Consider the following 22,635-nt stretch of genomic DNA (forward strand, 5'->3'; position numbering starts at 1 on the left):
ATGAATCTATCGCGAAGGGAACTTTTAAAGATGGGTCTTTTGGCCGTTTGCGGCACAGTTATCCCGTTAAGCGCGCTGGAGGTATTCAAGCCAGAGGCGGCGGCCTCGCTGATACGTCCGTACAGCGAGAAAAAGCGTTGGGCGTTCGTCGTGGATACGACTAAATGCGTGGGCTGCGGCATGTGCGTGAAGGCCTGTAAATTGGAAAACGAGATACCTTTCGATACCGATGTCCAGAGGACATGGGTCGAGAGATACATACAGCTTAAAAACGGCGAGGTTATAATAGACTCGCCACATGGGGCAAGATACGGTTTTACTAAGAATGACCCGCAGGGCAAGGACATTGATGAGGCCGAGATTGCAAAGGGGCTTTTCGTTCCAAAGCTCTGCAATCATTGTGAAAAACCATCGTGTGTGCAGGTATGTCCCGTTGGGGCTACATATAAGACAGACGACGGTGTTGTCCTTGTTGACAGGAAATGGTGCATAGGGTGCGGGTACTGTATCACCAATTGTCCGTATTTTGCGCGCTTTTTCCACCCGATTACCAACACAGCAGACAAGTGTACTTTTTGTTACCACAGGATAACGAAGGGTATGAATACTGCCTGTTCGGATGCGTGCGCATTCGGGGTGAGAAAAATAGGGATGCTCAACGACCCGGCAAGCGAGGTGTTTAAGATTATCAACACGTCAAGGGTTATGGTGTTAAAGCCGGAGTATGGCAACGAACCACACGTGTTTTACATTGGTTTGGACGATATAGTTCGTTGACGGCAAATGGAATTTAAAATAATTTATAAAACTTGCGAGGTGAAATGATGGAAGCAGCACATCTGGCCCATGGGGCGTTGTGGACTATAAAGGAAGGGTTTACGTATCCAAACGAGTATATCTACTGGACGATACACATAGTGGTGTACCCGTATATAACGGGTCTTGTAGCTGGGGCGTTCGTGTTATCGAGCATGTACCATGTCTTTGGGAAGGAGGAGTTAAAACCCGTAGCGAAGTTTTCTCTGGTTTTTTCTTTTGCGTTGCTGTTGATGGCCCCTTCACCTTTGATGTTGCACCTGACGCAGCCGTTTAATTCAGTGGAATTAATGCTGACGCCGCATTTTTACTCCGCAATTGCGGCATTTACAATAGTTTATCTGTCGTACATGGCCGTAGTGCTGGCTGAGATATGGTTCGTTTTCAGGCCGTTTATCATTGAGCAGGCAAAGGAGAAAAAGGGTCTGCTTGGGCTTGTCTATAACGCTATGACACTTGGCAGTTTTGACCTAAGCGAAAAGGCGCGCCACACGGACGAAAGGATAATAAAGATTCTGGCGGCGGTTGGCATACCCGCGGCGGCGCTCCTGCACGGTTACGTGGGCTTTATTTTTGGTTCAGTAAAAACGGTGCCCCTTTGGAAGACGCCGCTTATGCCGTTTATATTCCTGATGTCGGCTATTATCTCTGGCGTTGCAGGATGTATAGTAACCTACATCGTGGGCATGTCGCTGAAGAGAAACTTTATATGCGGGGCTTCAATAAGGAGTATGTGCAAGGTGCTTTTGTGGTTTTTGGTAGCGGCAATTGTGCTTGAAGGTGTGGATTTAATATTTCATGGTTACACAGCCGAGGAATCATGGAGCATAATGAGTGAGTTGTTGTTTCAGCGGTTTGCTATTAAGATGATAGTCGTTCAGTGGCTCTTGGGTATGATACTGCCTCTTATCCTGTTGTTGTTGCCGAGGTTGACGATGCTCAGGGCATTCATATCGGCGGCACTGGTGTTAATAGGTGTATTTATGATGCGTTGGGACGTGGTAATCGGTGGACAGTCAATGTCGAGGAGTTTTGCTGGCTTTTTAACGTACAAGATTCCGATAATCCCCGACAGCATTGAGGCATTCAAAGAAGGCCCGTTCCCAATAACGGTACTTCTGATTATGCCGTTTATCCTGCTGTTCATATTTAACAGGGTGCTTCCTGTGTTTACCGAAGTCTTCAACGAAGAGGATTGCGGGTTCACGGAAGGGCTTCTTAGTAGTAAAGACCATGCGAAGCATTAATTGCTATTAATCCGAACGTTGATGTTGCAATCCCCTGCCGGAGTTTTGGCAGAGGCCAGAGGTTGGGCAGAGGTTGGGCAGAGGTTGGCCAGAGGTTCCAAAAACGTTATTATGGGTGGTAAATGAAGGAGTGTTGTAATATGAAACGGAAACTACAGGCGGCGGTCATATCAGCGGCAGTCATATCAGCAATGTTTGTGTTTTGTATATTGCCAGAGTTGGCGGCGGCTGAGGCTGGCCTGCCTAAGTATACTACGACAAAGCCGCCCTTTTCAGAGGGGATTTTCCCGTGTACGTCGTGCCATGCGTCTATGCCGCTGAACAAGGAAAGGCGGGAGCTTGGGTTTCACACTGAGATTCAATTAAAACACGCACAGGAGCAGCGCTGGTGTCTGGACTGCCATGAAATCTCAAACAGAGACATGCTGCACCTTGCAAATGGGGAGCTGATCCCGTTTGAGAACTCGTACAGGTTGTGTGGGCAATGCCACGGAAATATTTACAGGGACTGGAAAACCGGCATTCATGGCAAGAGAGTAGGGTACTACAACGGTGAAAAGACCTATTATCTTTGTGTCAACTGCCACAATCCCCATTCTCCGAGGTTTAAGCCATTAAAACCGCTTCCGGTTCCGGCCAAACCCCTGGACATTACAAAAGTAAAGGGTTCTGTGCCGGTTATGATTGAAGATAAGAAGATATATATTCCCGAGACTAACAAGTAGAAGGGATTTTTTCTAAATTAAGGTTTTTTATAAATAAGGGATAGGGTACGGGACATGAAAAGAAGAGAATTCATAAAAAGTGCGGCGATTGGCCTTGGCGGACTGCTTATGCCGGTGGACAAGAGTGATGCGTCTTTATGGGAGACATTTTTTCAGAAATATTTCAGGGAGATGACTCCGGAGGAAAAGAAGAAGGTCGCCCAAAGGCTTGAAAAGGAGTACAAGGACAAGACCGGGGTGCAGATAAACATCAAGACAAACGAAGCCCTGCCGGGTGTAAAATTTGGCTATGGCCTTGATCTTTCGAGATGTATAGGGTGCAGGCGGTGCGTGTATGCCTGTGTTACCGAGAACAATCTCTCGCGCAACCCCCAGATACAATACATAACTGTATTAGAGTTCAAAAATGGCGAGAAATGGGTAAATGACCTTGAGGAATCGAATAAATACTATGAACACGACACGGTGCCGGAACCGGGACACTTTTATATGCCGGTGCAGTGCCAGCAGTGTGACAACCCGCCTTGTGTGAAGGTGTGTCCGACAAAGGCGACATGGAAAGAACCGGACGGCATAGTGGTTGTTGATTACAACTGGTGTATCGGGTGCAGGTATTGCATGGCTGCCTGTCCATATGGCGCGAGGAAGTTTAACTGGGGCGAGCCTCAGGTACCCCCTGAGCAGTTTAATGCGAATACCCACTATCTTGGCAATCGTCCAAAGTTCAAGGGCCATGTGGAAAAGTGCACGTTTTGTATCCAGAGGACGAGGGAAAACCCTGGCAGGTACCCTGCGTGTGTGGAGATATGTCCTGTAGGGGCGAGGAAATTCGGCAATCTCCTTGACCCTGAGAGCGAAATCAGTATGTGTATTGAGACAAAGCGGGTATTCAGGCTAAAAGAGGAACTTAACACTCATCCCAGTTTTTTTTATTTCTTTAGTTTGTAGAGGAGAGGCATAGGACATGATAGAATTTGCTAAAGACTTACTGCGCCACTTAATGAAGGGTAACAAACTGTATTATGCGTGGCTTTCGGTTCTGGGATTGTTTATCGCCATGGGGGCAATCGCGTATTTTTGGCAAACCGACAAGGGTCTTATCGTTACGAACATGAGAGATCAGGTATCGTGGGGTTTTTATATCTCAAACTTTACGTTTTTTGTTGGCGTGGCCGCCGCCGCCGTGATGCTTGTGATACCGTCGTACATATATAATTTTAAACCGATAAAAGAAATCGTCCTCTTCGGAGAGATGATGGCGGTGATGGCGGTGGTAATGTGTATTCTGTTCGTTGTTGCAGACATGGGCAAGCCCATTTACGCATGGCACCTTATGCTGCACCCTAACTTTCCCTCTTCTCTTTTGGTGTGGGACGTCATTGTGTTAAACGGTTACTTATTGATAAATCTATCGGCGGTGCTGTATGTCCTCTACAGGGCGGCGCAGGGGAAGGAGTATAAGATGTCTGTCATGTGGCCAATCGTGTTTATGTCCATACCCTGGGCGTTCAGTATTCACACAGTGACGGCGTTTTTGTACAATGGCCTTTCGGCGCGGCCATTTTGGAATGCGTCAATTGTTGCCCCCAGGTTTATAGCCTCTGCGCTGTGTTCCGGCCCGGCGCTTATGGTTCTGGTCTTTCAGATAGCAAGGAAGGTCTCCGAGGTTGATGTGTCAAACGAGGCCATTCAAAAGATAGCCGAATTGATTGCGTACATGATGGGGTTGAATCTTTTCTTGTATGCGGCCGAGATATTTAAGGAGTTTTATTCGCAGAGCGTTCATATGGCCCCGATGGACTATCTGTTTTTCGGTTTGGAAAAGAGCGGGGTACACCACAATGTCCTTGTGCCGTTTACATGGGTTGCGCTGTGCTGTAATGTTACTGCCTTCATAATCTTCTTAATGCCCGGCATGAGGCATAGGTTTACTACGATGAATATAGCGTGTGTTTTGGTGCTGATAGGTGTGTATATAGAAAAAGGCATGGGATTGATTGTCCCCGGCTTTATCCCCGACACGCTGGGTGAGATATACGATTACCTGCCCTCGGCAACAGAACTGCTTGTGTCTGCCGGTATCTGGTCAGTAGGGGCGCTTATCTATACAATCCTGCTGAAAACGGCCATACCCATTTATAAGGGCGAACTGAGTCTGATTCCAAAGGGACAGAGGCGAAAAATCCCTGTCCATTGAGCCATTTGCAAAATACGGTGGCTCCTTGTGTCCTGGCCTCTCTGGATTCCCGCTTTCGCGGGAATGACAGGCGCAGGGGGGCGGTGTCTTTCTGTCATGCCGGTTGCTCAGTGTTGTTGCCGTTTCCCCCTATTTCAGTATTTTCCCCGTGCGCCCCGGAGGTGGTTAGTGGCTGAAAAACCCCCGGGTGGTTTTAAGCACCTGCTGTTTGCCAGCCAGGTTGGGATTAACATCGTTGTGGCGACATTTGTCGGGTTTTTTATAGGTAAGGGGCTTGACATGCTCTTTAAGACAGGGCCGTATCTTACCGTTACGTTTCTTATCTTGGGGATTATCTCTGGTTTTGTTGAATTGTTCAGGACTACAAAGAAGGAATTGTCAAAAGATGATTAGAAATGTCACCATTGTAACACTGGTGGTCTTAGTGGCTGTTGTGCTTATTGCGCTTGTGGCAGGGTATGGAAATCTGTCGCGGAGTATATTATTGGGTGGGATTGTGGGACTATTGAACTTCGTGTTTCTTTCAAAGAGTATCACCAGCCTGCTCAACACGGATAATGTTGCCCCTGTTATGCTTATATTCAATATGGTAAGGCTGATAGTGGTGATGGGGGCATTGTTTGTGTTGATTTATCTGAAATTAGCGGAGATAATCGGCCTGTCCATCGGCCTGACGGTCTCTTTTTTGGTTGTGATGGTGACTGGATATTCAGGCTCAGGGAAAAAGAGTTGAGACCCAAAATTGACAGCGCGGCAGCCTTTAGCCGGAGCGTGAAGCCGCCAACGAGCGGCAGGTGAAACTTGATTGACAAAACATGGCGAGATTTACGGGGTGAAGGGGGGGTTACCCCCCCTTCGTCTTTAATCCCCTTGCTATTATGAGCCACTACTTATCAAACAGCTTATTTTCTATGGCATAGCGTACCAGTTCGGCGTTGTTTCTCAACTGGAGCTTCTCCATGATATTGCTTCGGTAGGTGTTGATGGTTCTTACGCTCAGTGTCAACAGCTCAGCTATCTCCTTTGGGGTCCTTCCGGCTACTATCATCTCCATTACGTGGAATTCCCTGTTTGTCAAATACTTATATAGGGGCTTGTCCGATTTTCTATCGAGTTCACAAGCGAGTTTCTCTGCCAGTGTGGCGGTTATGTATTTCCCTCCCGCCGCGATTTTCTGTATGGCCTTCAATAGCTCATCCGGCAGGGCCTTTTTCGTCAAGTACCCTGAGGCTCCCAATTTCAACGATTGTATGGCGTACTCCTCCTCCGTGTACATGCTTAGAATAAGCACAGGCAAGCCCGGATAGTCGTGCTTTATCTGCTCAAGTGTGAGAAGGCCGTTTTTGTCTGGCAGGGAAATATCAAGAATTACAACGTTAAATTGTGACGTTTTCAGATGCGACAGCGCCTCCTTTGACGTCTCGGCCTCAATGACCGTCTCAATGTCCGGCTGCCTGTGAAGTATCTTTATTATTCCCTCCCTTACTATGGGATGGTCGTCAACCAGCAATATCTTTATCATCTCTCAGAACTCATACCCGGAATATATATTTTCACGGCAGTTCCCACTCCTGATTTCCCCTTAATCTCCATTTGCCATCCACTCATGGCCACACGCTCGCGCATCCCCAGAAGCCCCAGGGAATTATGATCGAATATCTTAGGCCCTTCTATTCCTATACCATCGTCAACTATTTTTATCACAAGCACATCGCCTCTATTATACATGAAGGCGTTAACTTTATTCGCGTTTGCGTGGCGGCAGACGTTTGTTATGGCCTCCTGAAATATGCGAAAGAGTGTTGTGGCGGCCTCGGCGCCAAAACTGCCAAGTGCGAAGGTGGTCTTTGCATTGTACCTGACGTTACACTTAATCCCTGTACGCTGCTCGAATTTCCTTGCCTGCCACTCTATGGCCGCCAACAGGCCGAGTTGGTCTAAGATGCTCGGACGCAGCTCTGTGGCAATGTTGTGCATACGGTCAATAATCGTGTCTATGGACTTCTCTATGTCGTGTATTTGAGATATTAAGACCGTCCTGCTGGCAGAGGCGTTTGATATGAGCAGCTCGTCTATGTCTATCTTTAGCGAGGTGAGGGACTGGCCTAATTCGTCGTGGAGTTCTCTGGCGATTCTTGTCCTTTCCTTCTCAATAAGGGATTGGAGGCGTGTGGCCAAAGACCGGAGCTGCCCCTTTGAGGTGATAAGCTCATCTTCGATTACCTTTCTGTGAGCCAGCGCCTCCTCCAGCCGGTAATTGGTCTCCCGCTGGAAGGTGGAAAGGATGCTGCCTATATTCAACGCTGAAATAGTTATAAAAATCCCCCGGATTAATCGCACGGGCATGTTTGTGACCGAGTGGAACCACTCGACATTCAGCACGTTTGACGGGAAGAAATCGCCCTTTGGGACGATTAACCCCCCAAGTATGCCATAGATAAGAAAGGACATGGCCAATATCCAGAACTTGTACTTCATGTTAGAGGCATTTTTGAGTTTCTCATCCTCCCTGTAGTAATACATGATAAATCCCGTCCCTGTAAGCAGTGCCCCGGTTAGTCCAAGAAAATACCTCGACAGGATATTTGATGTAACCAAAAAATTGTCAGATTGAAATGAAATTGCCGCTATTGCCGCCACTATAGAGGCAATGAACCAGATGTTGTAAGAAGATTTGCAGTCAAATACCTGTTTCCTTTTGTTGCAACACATCCTTAGCCCGAAGTCCATGAGAAAACAATAGGACACGATGAGAAATATCCACCTCGTATAATCAAGCGCCTTTGTCCTGCCCTTAATGAGCGCCCACATGTCAAGCCACTCATTTATGCCGTGCAGTACGCCGAACAGGCCAAGGAGCCAGATAATCCTGCCGATTTTATAGATACTGTTTGGTTTGCACTGGGTCAGGATGCTGTAGCCCATGATAAAAAATGACAGGCCATAGACAAAATATATTACGTCTAAATCATGCTCAAAAAATATATGCGCCATTTCAATTAGGGCATTTTCTCCATAATGAGTCTATTGTAGCGAATATGCCAGCAAATTGCCATAGGTAATTTACCTATAATAAATAAGCAATTCAACTGCTGATAATATGTATTTTTGCGTGTTGATATCAGGTTGTAATTACCAATATCATATAGGCATAGCTTACGGCAGGGGGTGGGACGTGTCAGTTGTAACGATAGATATGGCGCTTTCGGCAATATCAGGCATCGAAAACAGGGAAATCACCACAACCTAAGATATTTATGGGAAATACTGAAGGAGGTAAGGCTTGAAGAGGATAATAGTAATTGATGACCAATGGGCAATGGACTCCCCCCTGCTGCGATATGCGCTAAAGGCGTCAAAATCGGCTGACACCGAGATAATAGGCATCATGCCGGTGGCGGCCTCAGAGAGTACACAATTGAATAAGCAGCGGTTGGACTCTGCCGCGGAGCAGCTTGCCAGAGATGGGGTCAGGTTCAGTTCATACGTGGTGGGTACTGAACCGGAGGAATTTATAGGCAAGATGAAGGGTCTTATGCCGGCGAGCCTTGTGCTGGTGGGTGACAGTGTCTTTGATGGCCTCATAAGAAACGGGATAATCCTTAAAAAGGAGTTATCGGCTCCGGTGACGACCGCCCGCGCCCTGGATTCAACCCCTGAAAGGGCAAAAAAGGGCATAAACATGGGCGTGTTCATGGCCTATGCCATAGGGTCGTTGATAATGTACGGCGTATTGTTCCCTAAGATTGTAACACTTAACGAGAAGTTGTTTATGTCTATGACAGTCACGGGGGCTGCCGTCACATTGGCCGTGGTTGTTGTCCATGCCTGGGTATGGGGAAATACGGTGCATATCTTGCCAAAGCTGTTCAGACTTGAGAAATAAGGTACAGGCGTTATAAATTCGGTTAGGAGGGATTATAAAATGGTAGATCCACATGTTGTAGAAAGCGCTGGCATCATGACACAGATTTTTGACGCGCATCCATGGTACATGCTGGGCCTGGTGGTGCTTGGTTTCATTGGAGGTACAATCTCAGGGTTCATAGGCTCCGGGGGGGCTTTTTTAATGACTCCGGGTATGATGAACCTGGGCATCCCTGGTGTTATTGCGGTCTCAAGCAATATTGCCCATAAGTTTGGAAAGGCGATGATGGGCTCAAAAAAGCACAGCGAACTAGGCAACGTAGATAAAAAACTAGGTTTTTTTTTACTCATTACGGCCGCCGCCGGAATAAGTCTCGCGGTCTTTGTAAACAAGTATTTCTTCGATAAGATGGGGAAAGACGGCTCAGACCTCTATGTGAGCACTTTTTTTGTTGTCGTGCTCAGTATAATCGGCTCATTCATGCTGAAAGACGCACTGAGGTCAAAGAGAGAGCCTGGAACCGGACCCTCTGACACGCTACTAAAAATGTCCAGAAAGTTTCAGCTCAAGCCTATGATACATTTTAAGACTGCAAAGGTTGACATCTCCCTTGCCGCCCTCCTTGTAGTGGGATTGGCCACCGGCTATATGGCGGGGACAATTGGCGTGGGAGGGTTTATCGGCGTACCGGCGATGATTTACCTGTTCGGGGTTCCAACGGCGATAGCCGCCGGCACGGAGCTTTTTCTGGCCGTGTTCACAGGGGGATGGGGTACGTTCAACTATGCCCTTCATGGTTATGTTGATTTACGGTTGGTACTGTTACTTTATGTTGGCTCTTTGCCGGGGATATATTTCGGCGTGGTAGGGACTAAGGTGGTAAAAGAGCTATATATCAGGATGGTGACGGCGGTGCTGATTCTCTTATGTGTTATATCAAGATTATTTGCGATACCCGTCAACTGCAAAAACTTACATCTTATAGACATGAGTAAGGACACGATTGCAATGCTTGAGATGGGCAGTAAGATATTTCTCTTTGGGAGCGGGCTTGTTGCCACGTTTTTAATCCTCTTCTGGACGTTTCGGGCAAAGGCCAGAGAGAGAAATCCAATCGAAGTCAGTTATTCCACGAGCGTGGAATAAGTGGAGTTATCTGGCCACTAAAGGAGAGCGCTGAGTGATAGAAAATAAGTGCCGTCTGATGGTCGTTGACGACGAGGTAATTGTGTGCAAGCGCCTGAAGCAGATTATGGAAAAGGCCGGTTATGAGGTAGCGGTCTTTGGCGAGGGGGCGCTCGCCGTAGAGGAGATGGACAGAAAGGCCTATGATATTATCGTAACCGACATGAGAATGGATGGCGTGGATGGGATTAGAGTGCTTGAGTCAGCGAGGGAAAAGAATCCCGGGGCGAAGGTGATTATCCTTACAGGGTTTGCCGAGACTGAAATGGTCAGAGAGGCCTTTAGAAAAGGGGTCTTTGACGTCATCTCCAAGCCCGTGGAGATTGACAGTATCAAACAGGTGATTGGCAGGGCTGAAAGGGATATCAGGGCCGAAAGGCAACGCCACGAGACACTTGCCCTGGTGTGATAATGACGTGATGATAACGTGATAGAAATGAGATGACAAAGGTGATAAAATGACAAACGTTATGCAAAAACTCTTAGGTGCCTTTTCTAGGAAAGACCACGGACAGGACGCAAAGTTGTCTGACGCCAGGCTGTCTCTGCGGGTCGTATATAACCGCTTTCGACAGATGTTAAACTGCAACAACCATGCCCTTGAGATCATGGCCGACATGGGGGATAAACTTGGTGGGAATTATATCTTCGATATCAACTATATAAAGAAATCCTACTCCGAGTTTTCAGATACCCTGTTTCAGTCCCTCTACAACTTAAACGCCCTTTCTCAGAATAAATATTTATACCTTCACAGGGTTTTTGAGAGGATAAACACCCAGGTTGACAGGATACTCCAGGACCAGCAGCCTCTGGATTTAAAAGAGACAGTGATGTTCTATAAAAATATCACGTGGGAAATGGCGGACGAGGTAGGTGGAAAAAACGCGGCCCTTGCCGAGGCTGGCAACTATCTTAACCTCAACATACCCGATGGATTTGCCATAACCGCGGGGGCGTTCAGGGAATTTATCGCATATAACCACATAGATGAGCAGATTGAATCTCTGAGAAAAAAATATACCCGCAACGGCGATGGCATAGATGACAGTTTTTTCCCGGAGGTTCAGCAGGTAATCAGAAACGGCAGGCTCCCTAAGCACATGGAAGCGGCACTTGAGAGGTCACTTGCGACAATGAACGGTGGTAACGGCAAGCCCTGCTTTGTGGCCGTAAGGAGCAGCGCACAGAGGGAGGACACTGAGACGTCCTTTGCCGGGCAGTTCGAAACGGTGCTGAACGTGCCAGCCGAAATAACAAGTCTTACCGCGGCGTACAAAAAGGTTGTGGCAAGCCTGTATTGCCCTGAGGCGATGGCATATCTGAAACACGCAGGGGCGGAGGATGTCTCCCCGATGGCCATGAGCGTTGGATGTGTCAAGATGGTGGATTCCCGCGTAAGCGGCGTAATGTATTCGATTGACCCAAACGACATTGACAAGGATATTGTCATCATAAGCGCGAACTGGGGGCTTGGCACGACGGTGGCAGAGGGCAGTGTTGACGCGGATGTTTATATCGTCGGCAAGAATGAGCCATTTAATATTATAGAGAGAAAGATAGGTAAAAAAGCGGTGATGGATGTATGCGACCCCGGCGGAGGGATAAAAAACGTACCCGTAACCGAAGATGACAGAAAGCGGCAATGTCTCAGTGACGCACAAATAAGAGACCTCGCCCGCCACGCCACCGTCATAGAGCATTACTTTAAAAAGCCCCAGGATATAGAATGGGCTGTCAACGATAAGGGGGAGCCGTCGTTTTTGCAGTGCAGGCCGCTTAATATCTCCGCCGGGCAGGACAACCCATCAAAGGACATTCTCTGCTCCTGTCTGCAAAAATATAAGGTTATCATGGAGCGGCAGGGTATAATCGCGTGCCGTGGTATTGGGGCGGGCAAGGTCTTTGTTTTGCGGCGCATGGAAGACCTGAAGGATTTCAAATGCGGCTCGGTGCTTGTTGCAAAACACGACTCTTCGCAGTTCATAAAAATTATGCCCAAGGCCGCCGCAATAATCACAGAGATAGGGACGCCTACCAGCCATATGGCAAACATTGCGCGCGAGTTTCGTGTGCCAACCATAGTGAACGCGGCTATGGCCGCCGGTGTGCTGCAAGATGGTGAGGAGGTTACCGTTGATGCCGATGACAACAAGGTATATGCGGGGACTGTAAGGGAACTTCTCCGGTATAACATTACAGAGGATATTAACCTGGCTGAGGAGAAGGAATTCAGGATTCTGAAGAAAATACTGAGATATATGACCCCTCTGAACCTCACAGACCGCGCCCATTTTACTGCCGGGGCTTGCCAGACTTTTCACGACATACTAAGATTTATACATGAAAAGGGAGTGGAAGAGCTGACCACCAATACAAGCCGTTACAAGGAAATCCTGAGCGACAACGCCGCCGTGAGGCTTGACGCGCCAACTCCGGTAGATATATGTGTAGTGGACATCGGCGGGGGGCTGTATGGGAGCAACGGCAAGGCCGCGCCGGAGCATATTACTTCTGTTCCATTTAAGGCGATAGTAGAGGGGATGGGCCTGCCTGGCATATGGCGGCACCGTGAGGACTCTATTGCTATGCCGGTGGCGCCGGTAAAGCGCAAAACGCCTGCTTTGTGTTATGATGGCGATAACGTGGCGGTGGTGTCACAGGAATATGTTAATCTTACATTGAGATTAGGGAATTATTTTATGATGCTTGATTGTTACTGCGGTGAAAATATAAAGGACAACCATGTCTATTTCAGATTTGCCGCCGAAACTCCGTCCAATTCAGATACTTCACGCCTTATAGGGGCGATACTAATGGAATTAGACATGAGAGTTAATACAAAGGGCGGTGTAGTCATCGCCCGTGCCGATAACATTACGAGATTGGAGATGGAAACACTCCTGAACCATTTGGGAAGACTGGCCGCCCACACGCGGCAGTTCAACGCCATGCAGTGTAATGACCAGACAATAAGGCACTACGCCACAAACTTCCTCGGTGGAAATTACGATTATAGCGAAGCATGAGATTTAGGGCGCTGATTGGCAAGGCCGAATCCCTGTTTCGGAGGTTCAACAAAAAGGAGGATGATTTTTCGGACGAGCTTCTTATCCCTGATGACGACTATCAGGAACTCAGGGGAAGATATTACAGTTATAAGGATTTGCTTTTAAAAAACAACGAGCTTCTGAACACCCTTTCAGTAATCGAAGAGGAAATCGAAAAGAAGACCATAACCGTCCCCGCCCTGAAATCATACATGGCAAGGATTTTCAGCACTTCCTTCAGTTTCATACAGAGCCTGAACGATATGACAGACAAGCGTTATATGTTTCTCTTTGGAGTGCTTGAGCAAATCAGAGAAACTGCTATGGCCATTGTCAATGAGGAATCGGAGTTGGCCTCAGGCGGATTTGTCACGCCTCTTGATAAAATCTCTGCGAAGGATATAAAAGATACGGGCGGCAAGGCCAGCAACCTTGGTGAGATTCATAACGTACTACATTTGCCCACGCCGCGGGGCTTTTCGGTAATGACAGCCGGGTATAGGGAATTTATGGCCGCCAACGCCCTGAATCGAAAAATAGACGCCCTGCTTGCCCCCCTTTCTATGGACTCCTATGATGGAATTGATTCGGCCTCTGAGGAGATAGAGCGATTGATTATGGACGCTGATGTGCCTTCAGAGATAGCAGGGCAGATTATGGATGAGGTAATGAAGATAGGTGGCGATAAAAGGTTTTCTGTCAGGTCGAGCGCCGTTGGTGAAGACGGGAGGGTTTCATTTGCCGGACAGTTTAAGAGCATATTGAACGTCAGGGCAGATGCCGTTGTTGAGGCGTATAAACAGGTCATAGCCAGTAAATATGGCAAGACGGCGTTGTTTTACCGCCTTGCCAAGAGAATCAGGGATAAGGACATGCCTATGGCGGTTTTGGTGCTGGAGATGGTTAACTCCCGTTCTGCCGGCGTGCTATACACGCTGAACCCCGGCAGTCCCGATAAGGACGAGGCCATTTTGAGTTCGATTTGGGGACAGGGCAGATATGCCGTTGATGGGACAATCTCCCCTGACACATACATTTTAGACCGTAAACAAGACGGCGGCATAATCAGCAAGAGCATCTCCAATAAAAACGCTGAGTTGGTACTGGACGAGGGCGGCAGTGTAAAAGAGGTTGCCGTCCCTGATGATTTACGCGCGGTTCCGACAATTTCAGAGGACGAAATAGAATCGCTGTACGATTTCGGCTGCATAATAGAAAGGCACTTTGAAGCGCCTCAGGACATAGAATGGGCAGTGGATGACAAGGGTAGGGTGGTTATACTTCAGGCCAGGCCACTGCAGGTGAGGAGGGTTGTCTCGTCGGCATATCAGCAGGCAACACCAGCGGCGATAAATATTATAGCGGAAGGAGAGTCGGCCAGCCGCGGCGTGGCTTACGGGCCGGTATATTTTGTGGACAGGTTTGAGCAGATTGCGACATTTCCCAAAGGGGCGGTGGCGGCCGCTAAAAATTCGTCTAACGATTACGTGAGGCTGATGTCACTGGCCTCGGCCCTGGTAATAGAAACCGGAAGCAGGACAAGCCATCTTGCAACGGTGGCGCGTGAGTTCGGTATCCCGATGGTAATAAACGTCAGGGACATAAAGGAGAGCCTGGGAGGTGTGGACTCTGTAACGGTAGATGGCGATACCGGGCGCATATATGAGGGGCGCGTCGGCAGGCAGACCCTGTTGTCATCGCAGGAGAGGGTTGTACCTGAGGAGTTTTTCTTTCAATCAGAGGCGGTTATCAGGGCTGCCATGCGAAATATAACCCACCTTAATCTGGCCACTATAAGCGAGGCGGGGGTATCTGCCGGGGACATCCGGACGGTTCACGATGTAATCAGATTTGTGCATGAAATATCTGTAAAGGAGATGTTTCGCATTGGGAAGTTGACAGAAGACGGCGGCTCTGCGCAGGTGCTTGTATCTGAGCGTGTGCCGTTGCGGTTTTATGTTATTGACCTTGATGGCGGGGTCGTTGACGAGGCAAAGTTTTTGAAGAGGTTATCCATAGCGCACATATGTTCAGTGCCGTTTAACGCGTTATGGCGCGGCATGTCGCATGAGGGCGTCTGCTGGTCAGGCCCGGTAGCCATTGACATGGGGGGGCTGGCCTCTGTGATGGCGCGTTCATTTGTGAACACCGGAGTGTCTGAAAAGGGTGGGAAGGCGTATGTAATCATCACTGACAGTTATATTAATTTCAGCGTTAAGCTGGCGTACCACTACTCCATAATAGACGCGTTTTGCGGTGAGAGTTATATCAATAATTACATCAATTTTCGATTTAACGGCGGCGGGGCAGGCGTGGATGGCAGAAACAGGCGCGCCTTGTTCATCAAAGAGGTGACAGAGGCATTCGGATTTAAGGTAGAGGTAAAGGGGGATTTGGTAATAGCGGCGCTCAATGGGGCGTCAAAAGGGGAGACAGAGGAAAAGCTCGCGATGCTTGGCCGTCTGCTAGGATGCTCAAGGCAACTTGACATGGCAATAAGCAGCCTTGAGGTCAAGGACTGGTACGTGAAGGCATTTCTTGAGGGTAATTACTCGTTTGCCGTATAAATATGTTTTGCTTTGATGGTGGCGGAGTTTAACACACGCGGTTGCAGTGCAATCGCATTAGAAAAATTAGGCAGGAGATACCTCTGCAATCATTCCGGCTTGTCCATTTCCGTCATTCCGGCTTGTCCGGAATCTTCCCTTTAGTGGGAGTTTCATAATGACTGTACGTATCCTGATGCATAAGGACAGATTCCGGACAAGCCGGAATGACAAAAATAAGGGGGGCAATTTCTAATGCGATTGCCCTGGGGGGATTGTATAAATAGCGGCATTTGTTCTAAAATCGTGCAATGAAGACAATGACGGCAAGGATACCGGATTGGGCAATAGGGGCAGCGGTGATGCTTTTTGTGATGCTGGCCTTTGGCGTGCAGTGGTATCCTTTTCAAAAACTTGAGTACATGGCGTATGACCTGAGGGGAGCACTGAGGCAGAAAAAGGTATCGTCGCCCGTTGTCATCGTAGGAATAGATGAAATCAGTATTGAAAAACTTGGCCGGTGGCCCTTGCCGCGTGCGTATGTCTCCGATATGGTGCGCAAACTCGGGCAATACAAAGCAAAGGCCGTCGGGGTAGGGATTATCTATTCAGAATCCGAAAATAGTGAGGGCTTGTCGGCTATAAGAGAAATCACGGCGAGAATAGATAAAGACTCCGCGGCACAAAAAGACCCCCATGTGGTTGAAATCCGAAAGGCGCTCATTGAGGCCGAACACAAACTAAACAGCGGTGCGGCGTTTGCCGATGTTGTTGAGTCATCGAATAACGTTATTCTCCCGCTGTCTTTTCAATTTACCGATGATGTCAACAGTGCGACAGCCCAGTTGGCCGATTATATGGTGAAAAACTCCATCAGGGCAGACGCGGGGGGCGCTTTTACGGCTGCCCGTGGTATCGTTGTCCCGGCACAGGACATTGCCGGCAAGGCACTCGGCCTTGGCCATTTAAACATAGTGGCGGACAGCGACGGTGTTGTGCGTAGTGAGCCACTTTTTATTCTTTATAAGGACAGGCTCTTTCCCTCGTTTGCCCTTGCGCTTGCCATCAGTTATCAGGGCTATGGGATTAACGATATCCAAATAAACAACGACAACGAAATCAGGGCCAACAAGATAACAATCCCCATAAACGAAAATGGAAAGATGCTTATCAGTTACACGGGCAAGTCGGGGAGCGTTCCCTATTATTCCTTCCTTGACGTAATGAACGATAAGGTTCCAGCCGCAACGTTCAGTGGTAAAATAGTGCTGATTGGACTGACGGCCACTGTGCGTGGTGCCGTTGGTGCGACCCCACTGCGGAGTAATCTTAATAACGTCGAAATAACGGCAACCGTGATAGAAAATATCCTTAACGCAAATCATATAAGGCGTCCGGGATGGCTCGTGTATTTAGAACTGGCCGTGATGGCGCTATTTGGAGGTCTTATAGCCTTTCTGATTCCACGCCTTAGGGCTGGCGTTGGCGCCGCTGTCACCGCAGGGGTGACAATTGTGTGGGGCATTGTTTGCATATACTTGTTTTACTCTCAGGGACTGTGGATAAAAATGACTTACCCGATAGTGCTTCTCTTTTTGGGATATACGGCCATTGCGTTGAGGGGGGGGGTACCAAGCGAGGGAAAGACCGGGACTGAAGAAGCAGACAACGGCAGCGAAACTAATAAGATGCCCGGGCTTAGTTTTCAGGGCCAGGGTCAGTCAGACGCTGTGAAAAAAGTCAAAGCGCCAGCGGAGCCAGTCGTTACAGCCGCACCGATAGAGGAGGCTACAGTAATTATGGAGTCTGCCGGTGCCACATCAACCTTAGGACGCTATGTAGTGCTGAGAGAACTTGGGCGCGGTGCTATGGGAGTTGTATATCTTGGGAAAGACCCTAAGATAAACCGTGATGTGGCGATAAAGACGTTAAGCTATGAAGATATTGACTCAGAACAGGTTGAAGAGATAAAGACGAGATTTTTTCGGGAGGCCGAGGCCGCCGGCAAGCTGTCTCATCCCAACATCGTGCGCGTGTACGATGTCGGCGAGGATAAAGATATAGCCTACATGGCGATGGAACTGCTTGAAGGGGCGGATTTGGCGAGATACTGCGCAAAGGACTCAAGGCTGCCCTTCGGAGAGGTGCTGCGCGTGGTAACGCGTGTGGGTGAGGCGCTGGACTACGCCCATCTAAACGGCGTCGTCCACAGGGACATAAAACCGGCCAATATAATGCTTCTCAATAACAAGGAACTCCGGGTTACGGACTTCGGCATTGCGCGGGTTATGGAGTCCTCCAAGACGCAGACCGGCATGGTGTTGGGTACGCCAAGCTATATGTCGCCTGAGCAAATTGCCGGACGCAAGGTAGATGGGCGCTCTGATTTGTTCTCGCTGGGGGTAGTGTTCTTTGAGCTTCTGGTCGGTGAAAGGCCATTTAAGGGCGATAGTATAGCAACGCTGATGTATAATATTACGGGTACCGCGCCGACCGCTATTAAAAGCATAGAACCCCGAATCCCTTCATGCGTAGCAGAAATAATAGATAAATTGCTCCAAAAAAATGCCGCCGACCGTTTTAGCCGCGGCAAAGACCTTATTGACGCAATAAACAGATGTAAAAAAACCCTCGTAAAACGCCCGGCCTCGCCACCCCCGCAGGGCGTATGACCTCGTGATGGACTTGAGTCCCAGGAACGAACAGCCTAACACCGGACAGAAGAACCACCCTCTCATCCAGTGTTAGAGAAACGCCGACGCCTTAATTGCAGCGATTCCTGTTGATTTATGTTGTGCCGCTTGCCTTTGGTGTTGCCGCAACGGCTGTTGTAGTATTAGTGTTTGTCCCTGACGCCAGATACCCGTTTACTTTGCTGATACTTATGCCCAGCTTATGGGAAATCTGTGCCGCGGTGAGTCCCTGTTGCTGTAATAGCAGGGCCTGAGCAGCGTTTGAAAGCTGGACAGTAGCCGCGCCAGATGAGCTTGCCGCGCTTGTCTGAGGGGCGGGAGCTTCAACCTCAGCCTTCTTTGGGGTGACGGGTGCTGAATTAGCCGCAGGCGCATTAACAACGCCCTGTGTAACGCCTCCAATATTCGACATATTAACCTCCTTGTAAGTCATTCACGTACTTCAGTTGTAGATTCTACATCGGTTGTTGTTAGCCGAAACTTTAATTCATGTGTAAAAAGATTTTATATTCAGGTGAAATATAGCATAATTAACGGCAGTGGACTTGCCGCCGTCTGATCAAAATGTGATATAATAGCGGCGCGGGGGTGTTGTAGGTGAAAGAATCACAAGTAAAATGCCCTGTATGCGGCCATGACGCGTCCTATAGGTACGGGAAGACGAAAAGCGGTAAACCACGGCGTTTATGTCTGGTCTGCGGACGGCAGTTTTCTCCGGGCAGTGTGTCTGATAAACTAAAAGACAGGCCAAAGTGCCCCGTGTGTGGAAGGCCCATGCACCTGTATATGAAAAAAGGGGAACTCGTGAGATTCCGATGCTCCGCTTATCCATCGTGCAGGACCTTCCTGAGGAGACAACTCTGACAACTCAGGCCTGTGATGGCCCCCTGCCTACTATTCTGTATATCTGCGAGACAGACTTATCGAGCAGGGCGGCAATCTCAAATATACTGATTTTGCCGTATATCATTAGTGCTATCGCGCGAAGCCTGATGTCTTTTATTTGCCTGATTTTCCCAATGTTGATTTTTTTGCTCATGTCCCGGACTTCCCTGAGTTCGTTCAAAACCTCCTTGTAGTCGCGCATCTGCACATTGTCGGATGTCAATATTTCTTTCGTATGGGAATTAGCCGACAAAATCCTGTCTACATATACGCATGTCTCGTTACAGCTTATGTATTTTTTGCACCGCATACAGGATACCACCAAAGCGGCACCCTTTTTTGACACCTCGTGTTCTTCCATCTTATCCTCCTTTTTCCGGCCTGAGGCCGCAGTTTTTCGAGCCGCGTGAAGGCTCAATAATATGTGCGTGTCAGTAAAAGACCTATTTCAGTGGAGCCGCCGCCGGGGGCAGAAGACCTCAGCCGCATAGACTAATATAACACATATAATATTATATGTCAATATATATTATTTATTTAGTTAGATTTATAATGCAATTTTATTTATATGGCTATCTCATAAATACATGGCGAATAATGTATGTTTTGCCACCGGTTGTGTTATCATATCCATACTATGAACACGGCTATTGATGAACGCGTCAGAAATAAGATTATCAGGATACTTCAACAGCGCAGTATCAAGCAGAAGGAACTCGCTGCTATGATTGGCGTCATGCCCCAAAACTTAAACGCCTATATGACAGGCAAGCGTGGTTTCGGCAAGAAAAACATCAGCCGAATCGCAAAGGCCCTTGGAATTCCGGAGGAAGATTTCTACTCAGACACCAACATAAGCCACGCAAAGCTAAAAAAGGCCAGAAAGGTACCTGTTATCTCCTGGGTCAAGGCGGGCCTATGGCACGAGGCGGTTGACATCTTTCAGCCCGGCTATGCCGATAAATGGCTTGCCTATGATACTAAGGATGAGCACGCGTTTGCCTTACTGGTTGACGGCAGCAGCATGGAGCCAGAGTTTAAGGCCGGCGAGTTTGTCGTCGTTTCTCCCTCTTTGGCCACCGTGAGCGGCGATTATGTCGTAGCTAAGTTTGGTGATGACGTGACGTTGAAAAAACTGAAGATACTTGATGACAGCGTACTTCTTAAACCGCTGAATCCTGACTACGACGACATCATTATCAGCGGCAGAGACAGAAAAGACCTGAGAATTGTCGGTAAGGTTATCGCAAAGTACGTCGAATACTAGTGCTGCTCATTAACTTTGCTCTGACAATGGCCCGAACATAACCATGTATTGCTCGTAGGAGACGGTTCTTACGCCGAGGGCGCGCGCCTTGTCGAGTTTCGAGCCTGGGGACTCTCCGGCTATGAGGCAGGTGGTCTGCTTTGATACCGAGGCAGAGACTGTCCCGCCCGCGCGGCGAATTTGTCCTTCGACATCCTTACGAGACACAGGCAGTGTGCCGGTGATAACAAACGTGAGCTTGGCGAGCCTCCGCCCGGAGTCTTTAGTGCCGGTGTCCTTATTTTCCGCGGTGCCGAAATCAGGGTTTGTTATTGTCAACCCCAGTGTCTTGAGCGTCTCTATCGTCTCTATATTTCCCGCATCTGAAAAGAACTCCGAGACCGCCGAGGATGTCTTATCTCCCATTTGTTTTATCAAGCTGAGGGCATCGGCCTTTACACCGTACAGTGCTTCGATGGTTTCATAGTGTTGCGCTATGAGCCGTGAGGCAAACTCACCGGAGTGCCGAACTCCGAGGGCAAAGATGAAACGAGCCAGTGTTGTAGTCTTGCTCTTTTCTATGGCCTGAATGAGATTAACCGCTGACTTTTCGGCGAATCGAGGGAGTTTTTCGAGGTCTTCTTGTGTGAGCCTGAAAATGTCTGTGAAATCTTTGACGAGGCCGCTTTCAAAGAGGGCGACGGCGATTTTCTCTCCAAGACCGTCAATGTTGAGCGCCGGGCGTGAGGCGAAGTGAATGATACGACCCTGAAGCTGCGGCGGGCAGTTCAGCCCGACACACCTGAGCACTGCCCCCCCATCTTCCCTTACAGCCTTTGAGCCGCACTCAGGGCATACCACCGGCTCGGCAACCTCTATGTCTGATGATGCGCCATGTGAGAGTACACATACGATATGGGGGATGACATCCCCTGCACGTTCGACTATGACGGTATCGCCCGTGCGAACGTCCATTCGCCTGATTTCGTCCCAATTGTGAAGCGTTGACCGCGACACTGTGACCCCACCCACAGAGACTGGCTCAAGTATAGCAACCGGTGTAATGACGCCCGTCCTGCCGATGCTTGGGACGATATTCAAAATGCGTGTTTGTGCCTGGTGTGCCTGATATTTAAAGGCGGCAGCCCAGCGCGGCGACCTCGTTTTGTCGCCCAGCCGTTGTCTGAGTGCGAAATCATCAACTTTAACCACAACGCCGTCTATGTTAAATGGGAGAGTTGCCCTTGCGGCGTCCATTTCTCTTATATATTCGATGGCCTCGTGGATGTCCTTAGCTGGTTGAAAGCGATAGGGTGTGGGAAAGAGGTGTTTTTTCAGCCAGCTTATGAGTTCTGTCTGAGAGGAGAGCGTTAGTCCTTTGATTATTCCCGTGCCGTAGCAGGTGATGCGGAGTTTCCTCTCTGCCGTAACTGAGGGGTCAAGCTGCCTGACGGCACCGGCGGCGGCGTTACGTGGATTGGCAAACAAGGGCTTACCGCCTTCCATACGGCCTTCGTTGAGCGCGTCGAAGTCCGCCTTAGTCATATATATCTCGCCGCGTATTTCAATAAGCTCAGGGACGTCATCGCCGGAGATAGACAGGGGGACGGTCTTAATGGTCATTACGTTTTGCGTAACATCCTCGCCGGTTGTGCCGTTACCGCGCGTTGCCGCCCTGATAAGACGGCCGTTTTCATAGGTAAGCTCAACGGCAAGCCCGTCGTATTTTGGTTCGGCGGTATAGGCAACATCGGCAGTCTCTATAATATCTCTGACGCGCTGGTCAAAGGCGAGCACCTCGTCAAACGTAAAAATATCATCAAGCGACAGCATAGGGATGGAGTGGACTGCCTTGTCGAACTTATCTAACGGCGGGGCGCCGACCCTTAGAGATGGTGAGTTGGGGGGTGTATAGCCGGAGCCTCCTTCTAATTCAAGCAGAAGCCGAAACATGCTGTCATACTCTTCATCAGAGATTTCAGGGGCGTCAAGGACATGATACTCATAGTTGCAGCGGTTGAGCTGTTCAACGAGCCTGTCAATTTGAGCCTTCGTATCGTCTACACGTTTTTCCACGGCATAGTATATCACGAAGGGGCAGGAAGTTGCATCGGGGGCGGCAGTCCCAAGCTCCGATATAGAAATTTGCACCTATTGATAAAAGGGTTTTTGAAAGC

General features: G+C 48.8%; 20 protein-coding genes. 15 read left to right on the forward strand and 5 right to left on the reverse strand.

Features of this window, described 5'->3' with window-relative positions:
• The 7 genes from AB7D94_RS00645 (at nucleotide 1) to AB7D94_RS00675 (ending at nucleotide 5,718) form a co-directional block, all read left to right on the forward strand.
• Complete coding sequence (locus AB7D94_RS00645; RefSeq protein WP_420263707.1) at nucleotides 1–777, forward strand: 4Fe-4S dicluster domain-containing protein; 777 nt, start codon at nucleotides 1–3, stop codon at nucleotides 775–777.
• Between the two features lie 44 nt (nucleotides 778–821).
• The gene (gene nrfD / locus AB7D94_RS00650; RefSeq protein ID WP_420263708.1) at nucleotides 822–2,063 is read left to right on the forward strand and encodes an NrfD/PsrC family molybdoenzyme membrane anchor subunit; all 1,242 of its coding nucleotides are present in this window, start codon (nucleotides 822–824) and stop codon (nucleotides 2,061–2,063) included.
• A gap of 140 nt (nucleotides 2,064–2,203) precedes the next feature.
• On the forward strand, nucleotides 2,204–2,788 hold the full coding sequence (locus AB7D94_RS00655) for a hypothetical protein (RefSeq protein WP_420263709.1): 585 nt from the start codon (nucleotides 2,204–2,206) through the stop codon (nucleotides 2,786–2,788).
• 54 nt (nucleotides 2,789–2,842) lie between these two features.
• Nucleotides 2,843–3,736, forward strand: coding sequence for a 4Fe-4S dicluster domain-containing protein (locus tag AB7D94_RS00660; protein WP_420263710.1), 894 nt, complete (start codon nucleotides 2,843–2,845; stop codon nucleotides 3,734–3,736).
• Between the two features lie 16 nt (nucleotides 3,737–3,752).
• A complete protein-coding gene (gene dsrP / locus AB7D94_RS00665) occupies nucleotides 3,753–4,985 on the forward strand; it encodes a sulfate reduction electron transfer complex DsrMKJOP subunit DsrP (protein ID WP_420263711.1) in 1,233 nt (410 codons plus the stop codon).
• Between the two features lie 168 nt (nucleotides 4,986–5,153).
• Nucleotides 5,154–5,378 carry an AtpZ/AtpI family protein gene (locus AB7D94_RS00670; protein ID WP_420263712.1) on the forward strand — a complete coding sequence of 75 codons (225 nt, stop codon included), beginning with the start codon at nucleotides 5,154–5,156 and terminating at the stop codon, nucleotides 5,376–5,378.
• Nucleotides 5,371–5,718: an ATP synthase subunit I gene (locus AB7D94_RS00675; protein WP_420263713.1), complete on the forward strand. Its 348-nt coding sequence runs from the start codon at nucleotides 5,371–5,373 to the stop codon at nucleotides 5,716–5,718. The genes AB7D94_RS00670 and AB7D94_RS00675 overlap by 8 nt, the downstream gene beginning before the upstream one ends.
• Nucleotides 5,719–5,871: 153 nt before the next feature.
• Here the strand turns inward: AB7D94_RS00675 and AB7D94_RS00680 are convergent, their stop codons facing one another.
• Both AB7D94_RS00680 and AB7D94_RS00685 read right to left on the reverse strand, forming a co-directional pair.
• Nucleotides 5,872–6,507 carry a response regulator gene (locus AB7D94_RS00680; protein WP_420263714.1) on the reverse strand — a complete coding sequence of 212 codons (636 nt, stop codon included), beginning with the start codon at nucleotides 6,505–6,507 and terminating at the stop codon, nucleotides 5,872–5,874.
• Nucleotides 6,504–7,979, reverse strand: coding sequence for a sensor histidine kinase (locus AB7D94_RS00685; protein WP_420263715.1), 1,476 nt, complete (start codon nucleotides 7,977–7,979; stop codon nucleotides 6,504–6,506). Before AB7D94_RS00685 ends, AB7D94_RS00680 begins: the two co-directional genes overlap by 4 nt.
• Before the next feature lie 289 nt (nucleotides 7,980–8,268).
• Between AB7D94_RS00685 and AB7D94_RS00690 the strand changes: the two genes are divergently transcribed.
• From AB7D94_RS00690 to AB7D94_RS00715, 6 genes are all read left to right on the forward strand, one after another.
• Entirely contained in the window at nucleotides 8,269–8,871 is a 603-nt protein-coding gene (locus tag AB7D94_RS00690; protein ID WP_420263716.1) for a hypothetical protein, read from the forward strand.
• A 39-nt stretch (nucleotides 8,872–8,910) separates the two neighbouring features.
• Nucleotides 8,911–9,999: a sulfite exporter TauE/SafE family protein gene (locus AB7D94_RS00695; protein WP_420263717.1), complete on the forward strand. Its 1,089-nt coding sequence runs from the start codon at nucleotides 8,911–8,913 to the stop codon at nucleotides 9,997–9,999.
• Between the two features lie 34 nt (nucleotides 10,000–10,033).
• Nucleotides 10,034–10,447, forward strand: coding sequence for a response regulator (locus AB7D94_RS00700; RefSeq protein WP_420263718.1), 414 nt, complete (start codon nucleotides 10,034–10,036; stop codon nucleotides 10,445–10,447).
• A gap of 49 nt (nucleotides 10,448–10,496) precedes the next feature.
• Nucleotides 10,497–13,067, forward strand: a complete 2,571-nt coding sequence (locus AB7D94_RS00705) for a PEP/pyruvate-binding domain-containing protein (protein WP_420263719.1) — start codon at nucleotides 10,497–10,499, stop codon at nucleotides 13,065–13,067.
• A complete protein-coding gene (locus AB7D94_RS00710) occupies nucleotides 13,064–15,655 on the forward strand; it encodes a PEP/pyruvate-binding domain-containing protein (protein ID WP_420263720.1) in 2,592 nt (863 codons plus the stop codon). The genes AB7D94_RS00705 and AB7D94_RS00710 overlap by 4 nt, the downstream gene beginning before the upstream one ends.
• A 290-nt stretch (nucleotides 15,656–15,945) precedes the next feature.
• Entirely contained in the window at nucleotides 15,946–18,306 is a 2,361-nt protein-coding gene (locus tag AB7D94_RS00715) for a CHASE2 domain-containing serine/threonine-protein kinase (RefSeq protein WP_420263721.1), read from the forward strand.
• A gap of 115 nt (nucleotides 18,307–18,421) precedes the next feature.
• Here AB7D94_RS00715 and AB7D94_RS00720 read toward each other — a convergent pair whose 3' ends face one another.
• The gene (locus tag AB7D94_RS00720; protein ID WP_420263722.1) at nucleotides 18,422–18,739 is read right to left on the reverse strand and encodes a hypothetical protein; all 318 of its coding nucleotides are present in this window, start codon (nucleotides 18,737–18,739) and stop codon (nucleotides 18,422–18,424) included.
• A gap of 185 nt (nucleotides 18,740–18,924) precedes the next feature.
• Between AB7D94_RS00720 and AB7D94_RS00725 the strand changes: the two genes are divergently transcribed.
• Nucleotides 18,925–19,191 carry an IS1/IS1595 family N-terminal zinc-binding domain-containing protein gene (locus tag AB7D94_RS00725; protein WP_420263723.1) on the forward strand — a complete coding sequence of 89 codons (267 nt, stop codon included), beginning with the start codon at nucleotides 18,925–18,927 and terminating at the stop codon, nucleotides 19,189–19,191.
• 4 nt (nucleotides 19,192–19,195) lie between these two features.
• On the opposite strand, the gene AB7D94_RS00730 is transcribed toward AB7D94_RS00725, so the two are convergent.
• Complete coding sequence (locus AB7D94_RS00730) at nucleotides 19,196–19,573, reverse strand: hypothetical protein (RefSeq protein WP_420263724.1); 378 nt, start codon at nucleotides 19,571–19,573, stop codon at nucleotides 19,196–19,198.
• Nucleotides 19,574–19,849: 276 nt separating this feature from the next.
• On the opposite strand from AB7D94_RS00730, the gene AB7D94_RS00735 reads away from it, so the two are divergent.
• Complete coding sequence (locus tag AB7D94_RS00735; RefSeq protein ID WP_420263725.1) at nucleotides 19,850–20,479, forward strand: LexA family protein; 630 nt, start codon at nucleotides 19,850–19,852, stop codon at nucleotides 20,477–20,479.
• A gap of 9 nt (nucleotides 20,480–20,488) precedes the next feature.
• Here AB7D94_RS00735 and ligA read toward each other — a convergent pair whose 3' ends face one another.
• Nucleotides 20,489–22,534, reverse strand: coding sequence for an NAD-dependent DNA ligase LigA (gene ligA, locus AB7D94_RS00740; RefSeq protein ID WP_420263726.1), 2,046 nt, complete (start codon nucleotides 22,532–22,534; stop codon nucleotides 20,489–20,491).
• Between the last annotated feature and the right edge of the window lie 101 nt (nucleotides 22,535–22,635).

Origin of the sequence: Candidatus Magnetominusculus dajiuhuensis (assembly GCF_046044395.1) — a bacterium.
Classification (GTDB): Bacteria; Nitrospirota; Thermodesulfovibrionia; order Thermodesulfovibrionales; family Magnetobacteriaceae; genus Magnetominusculus; species Magnetominusculus dajiuhuensis.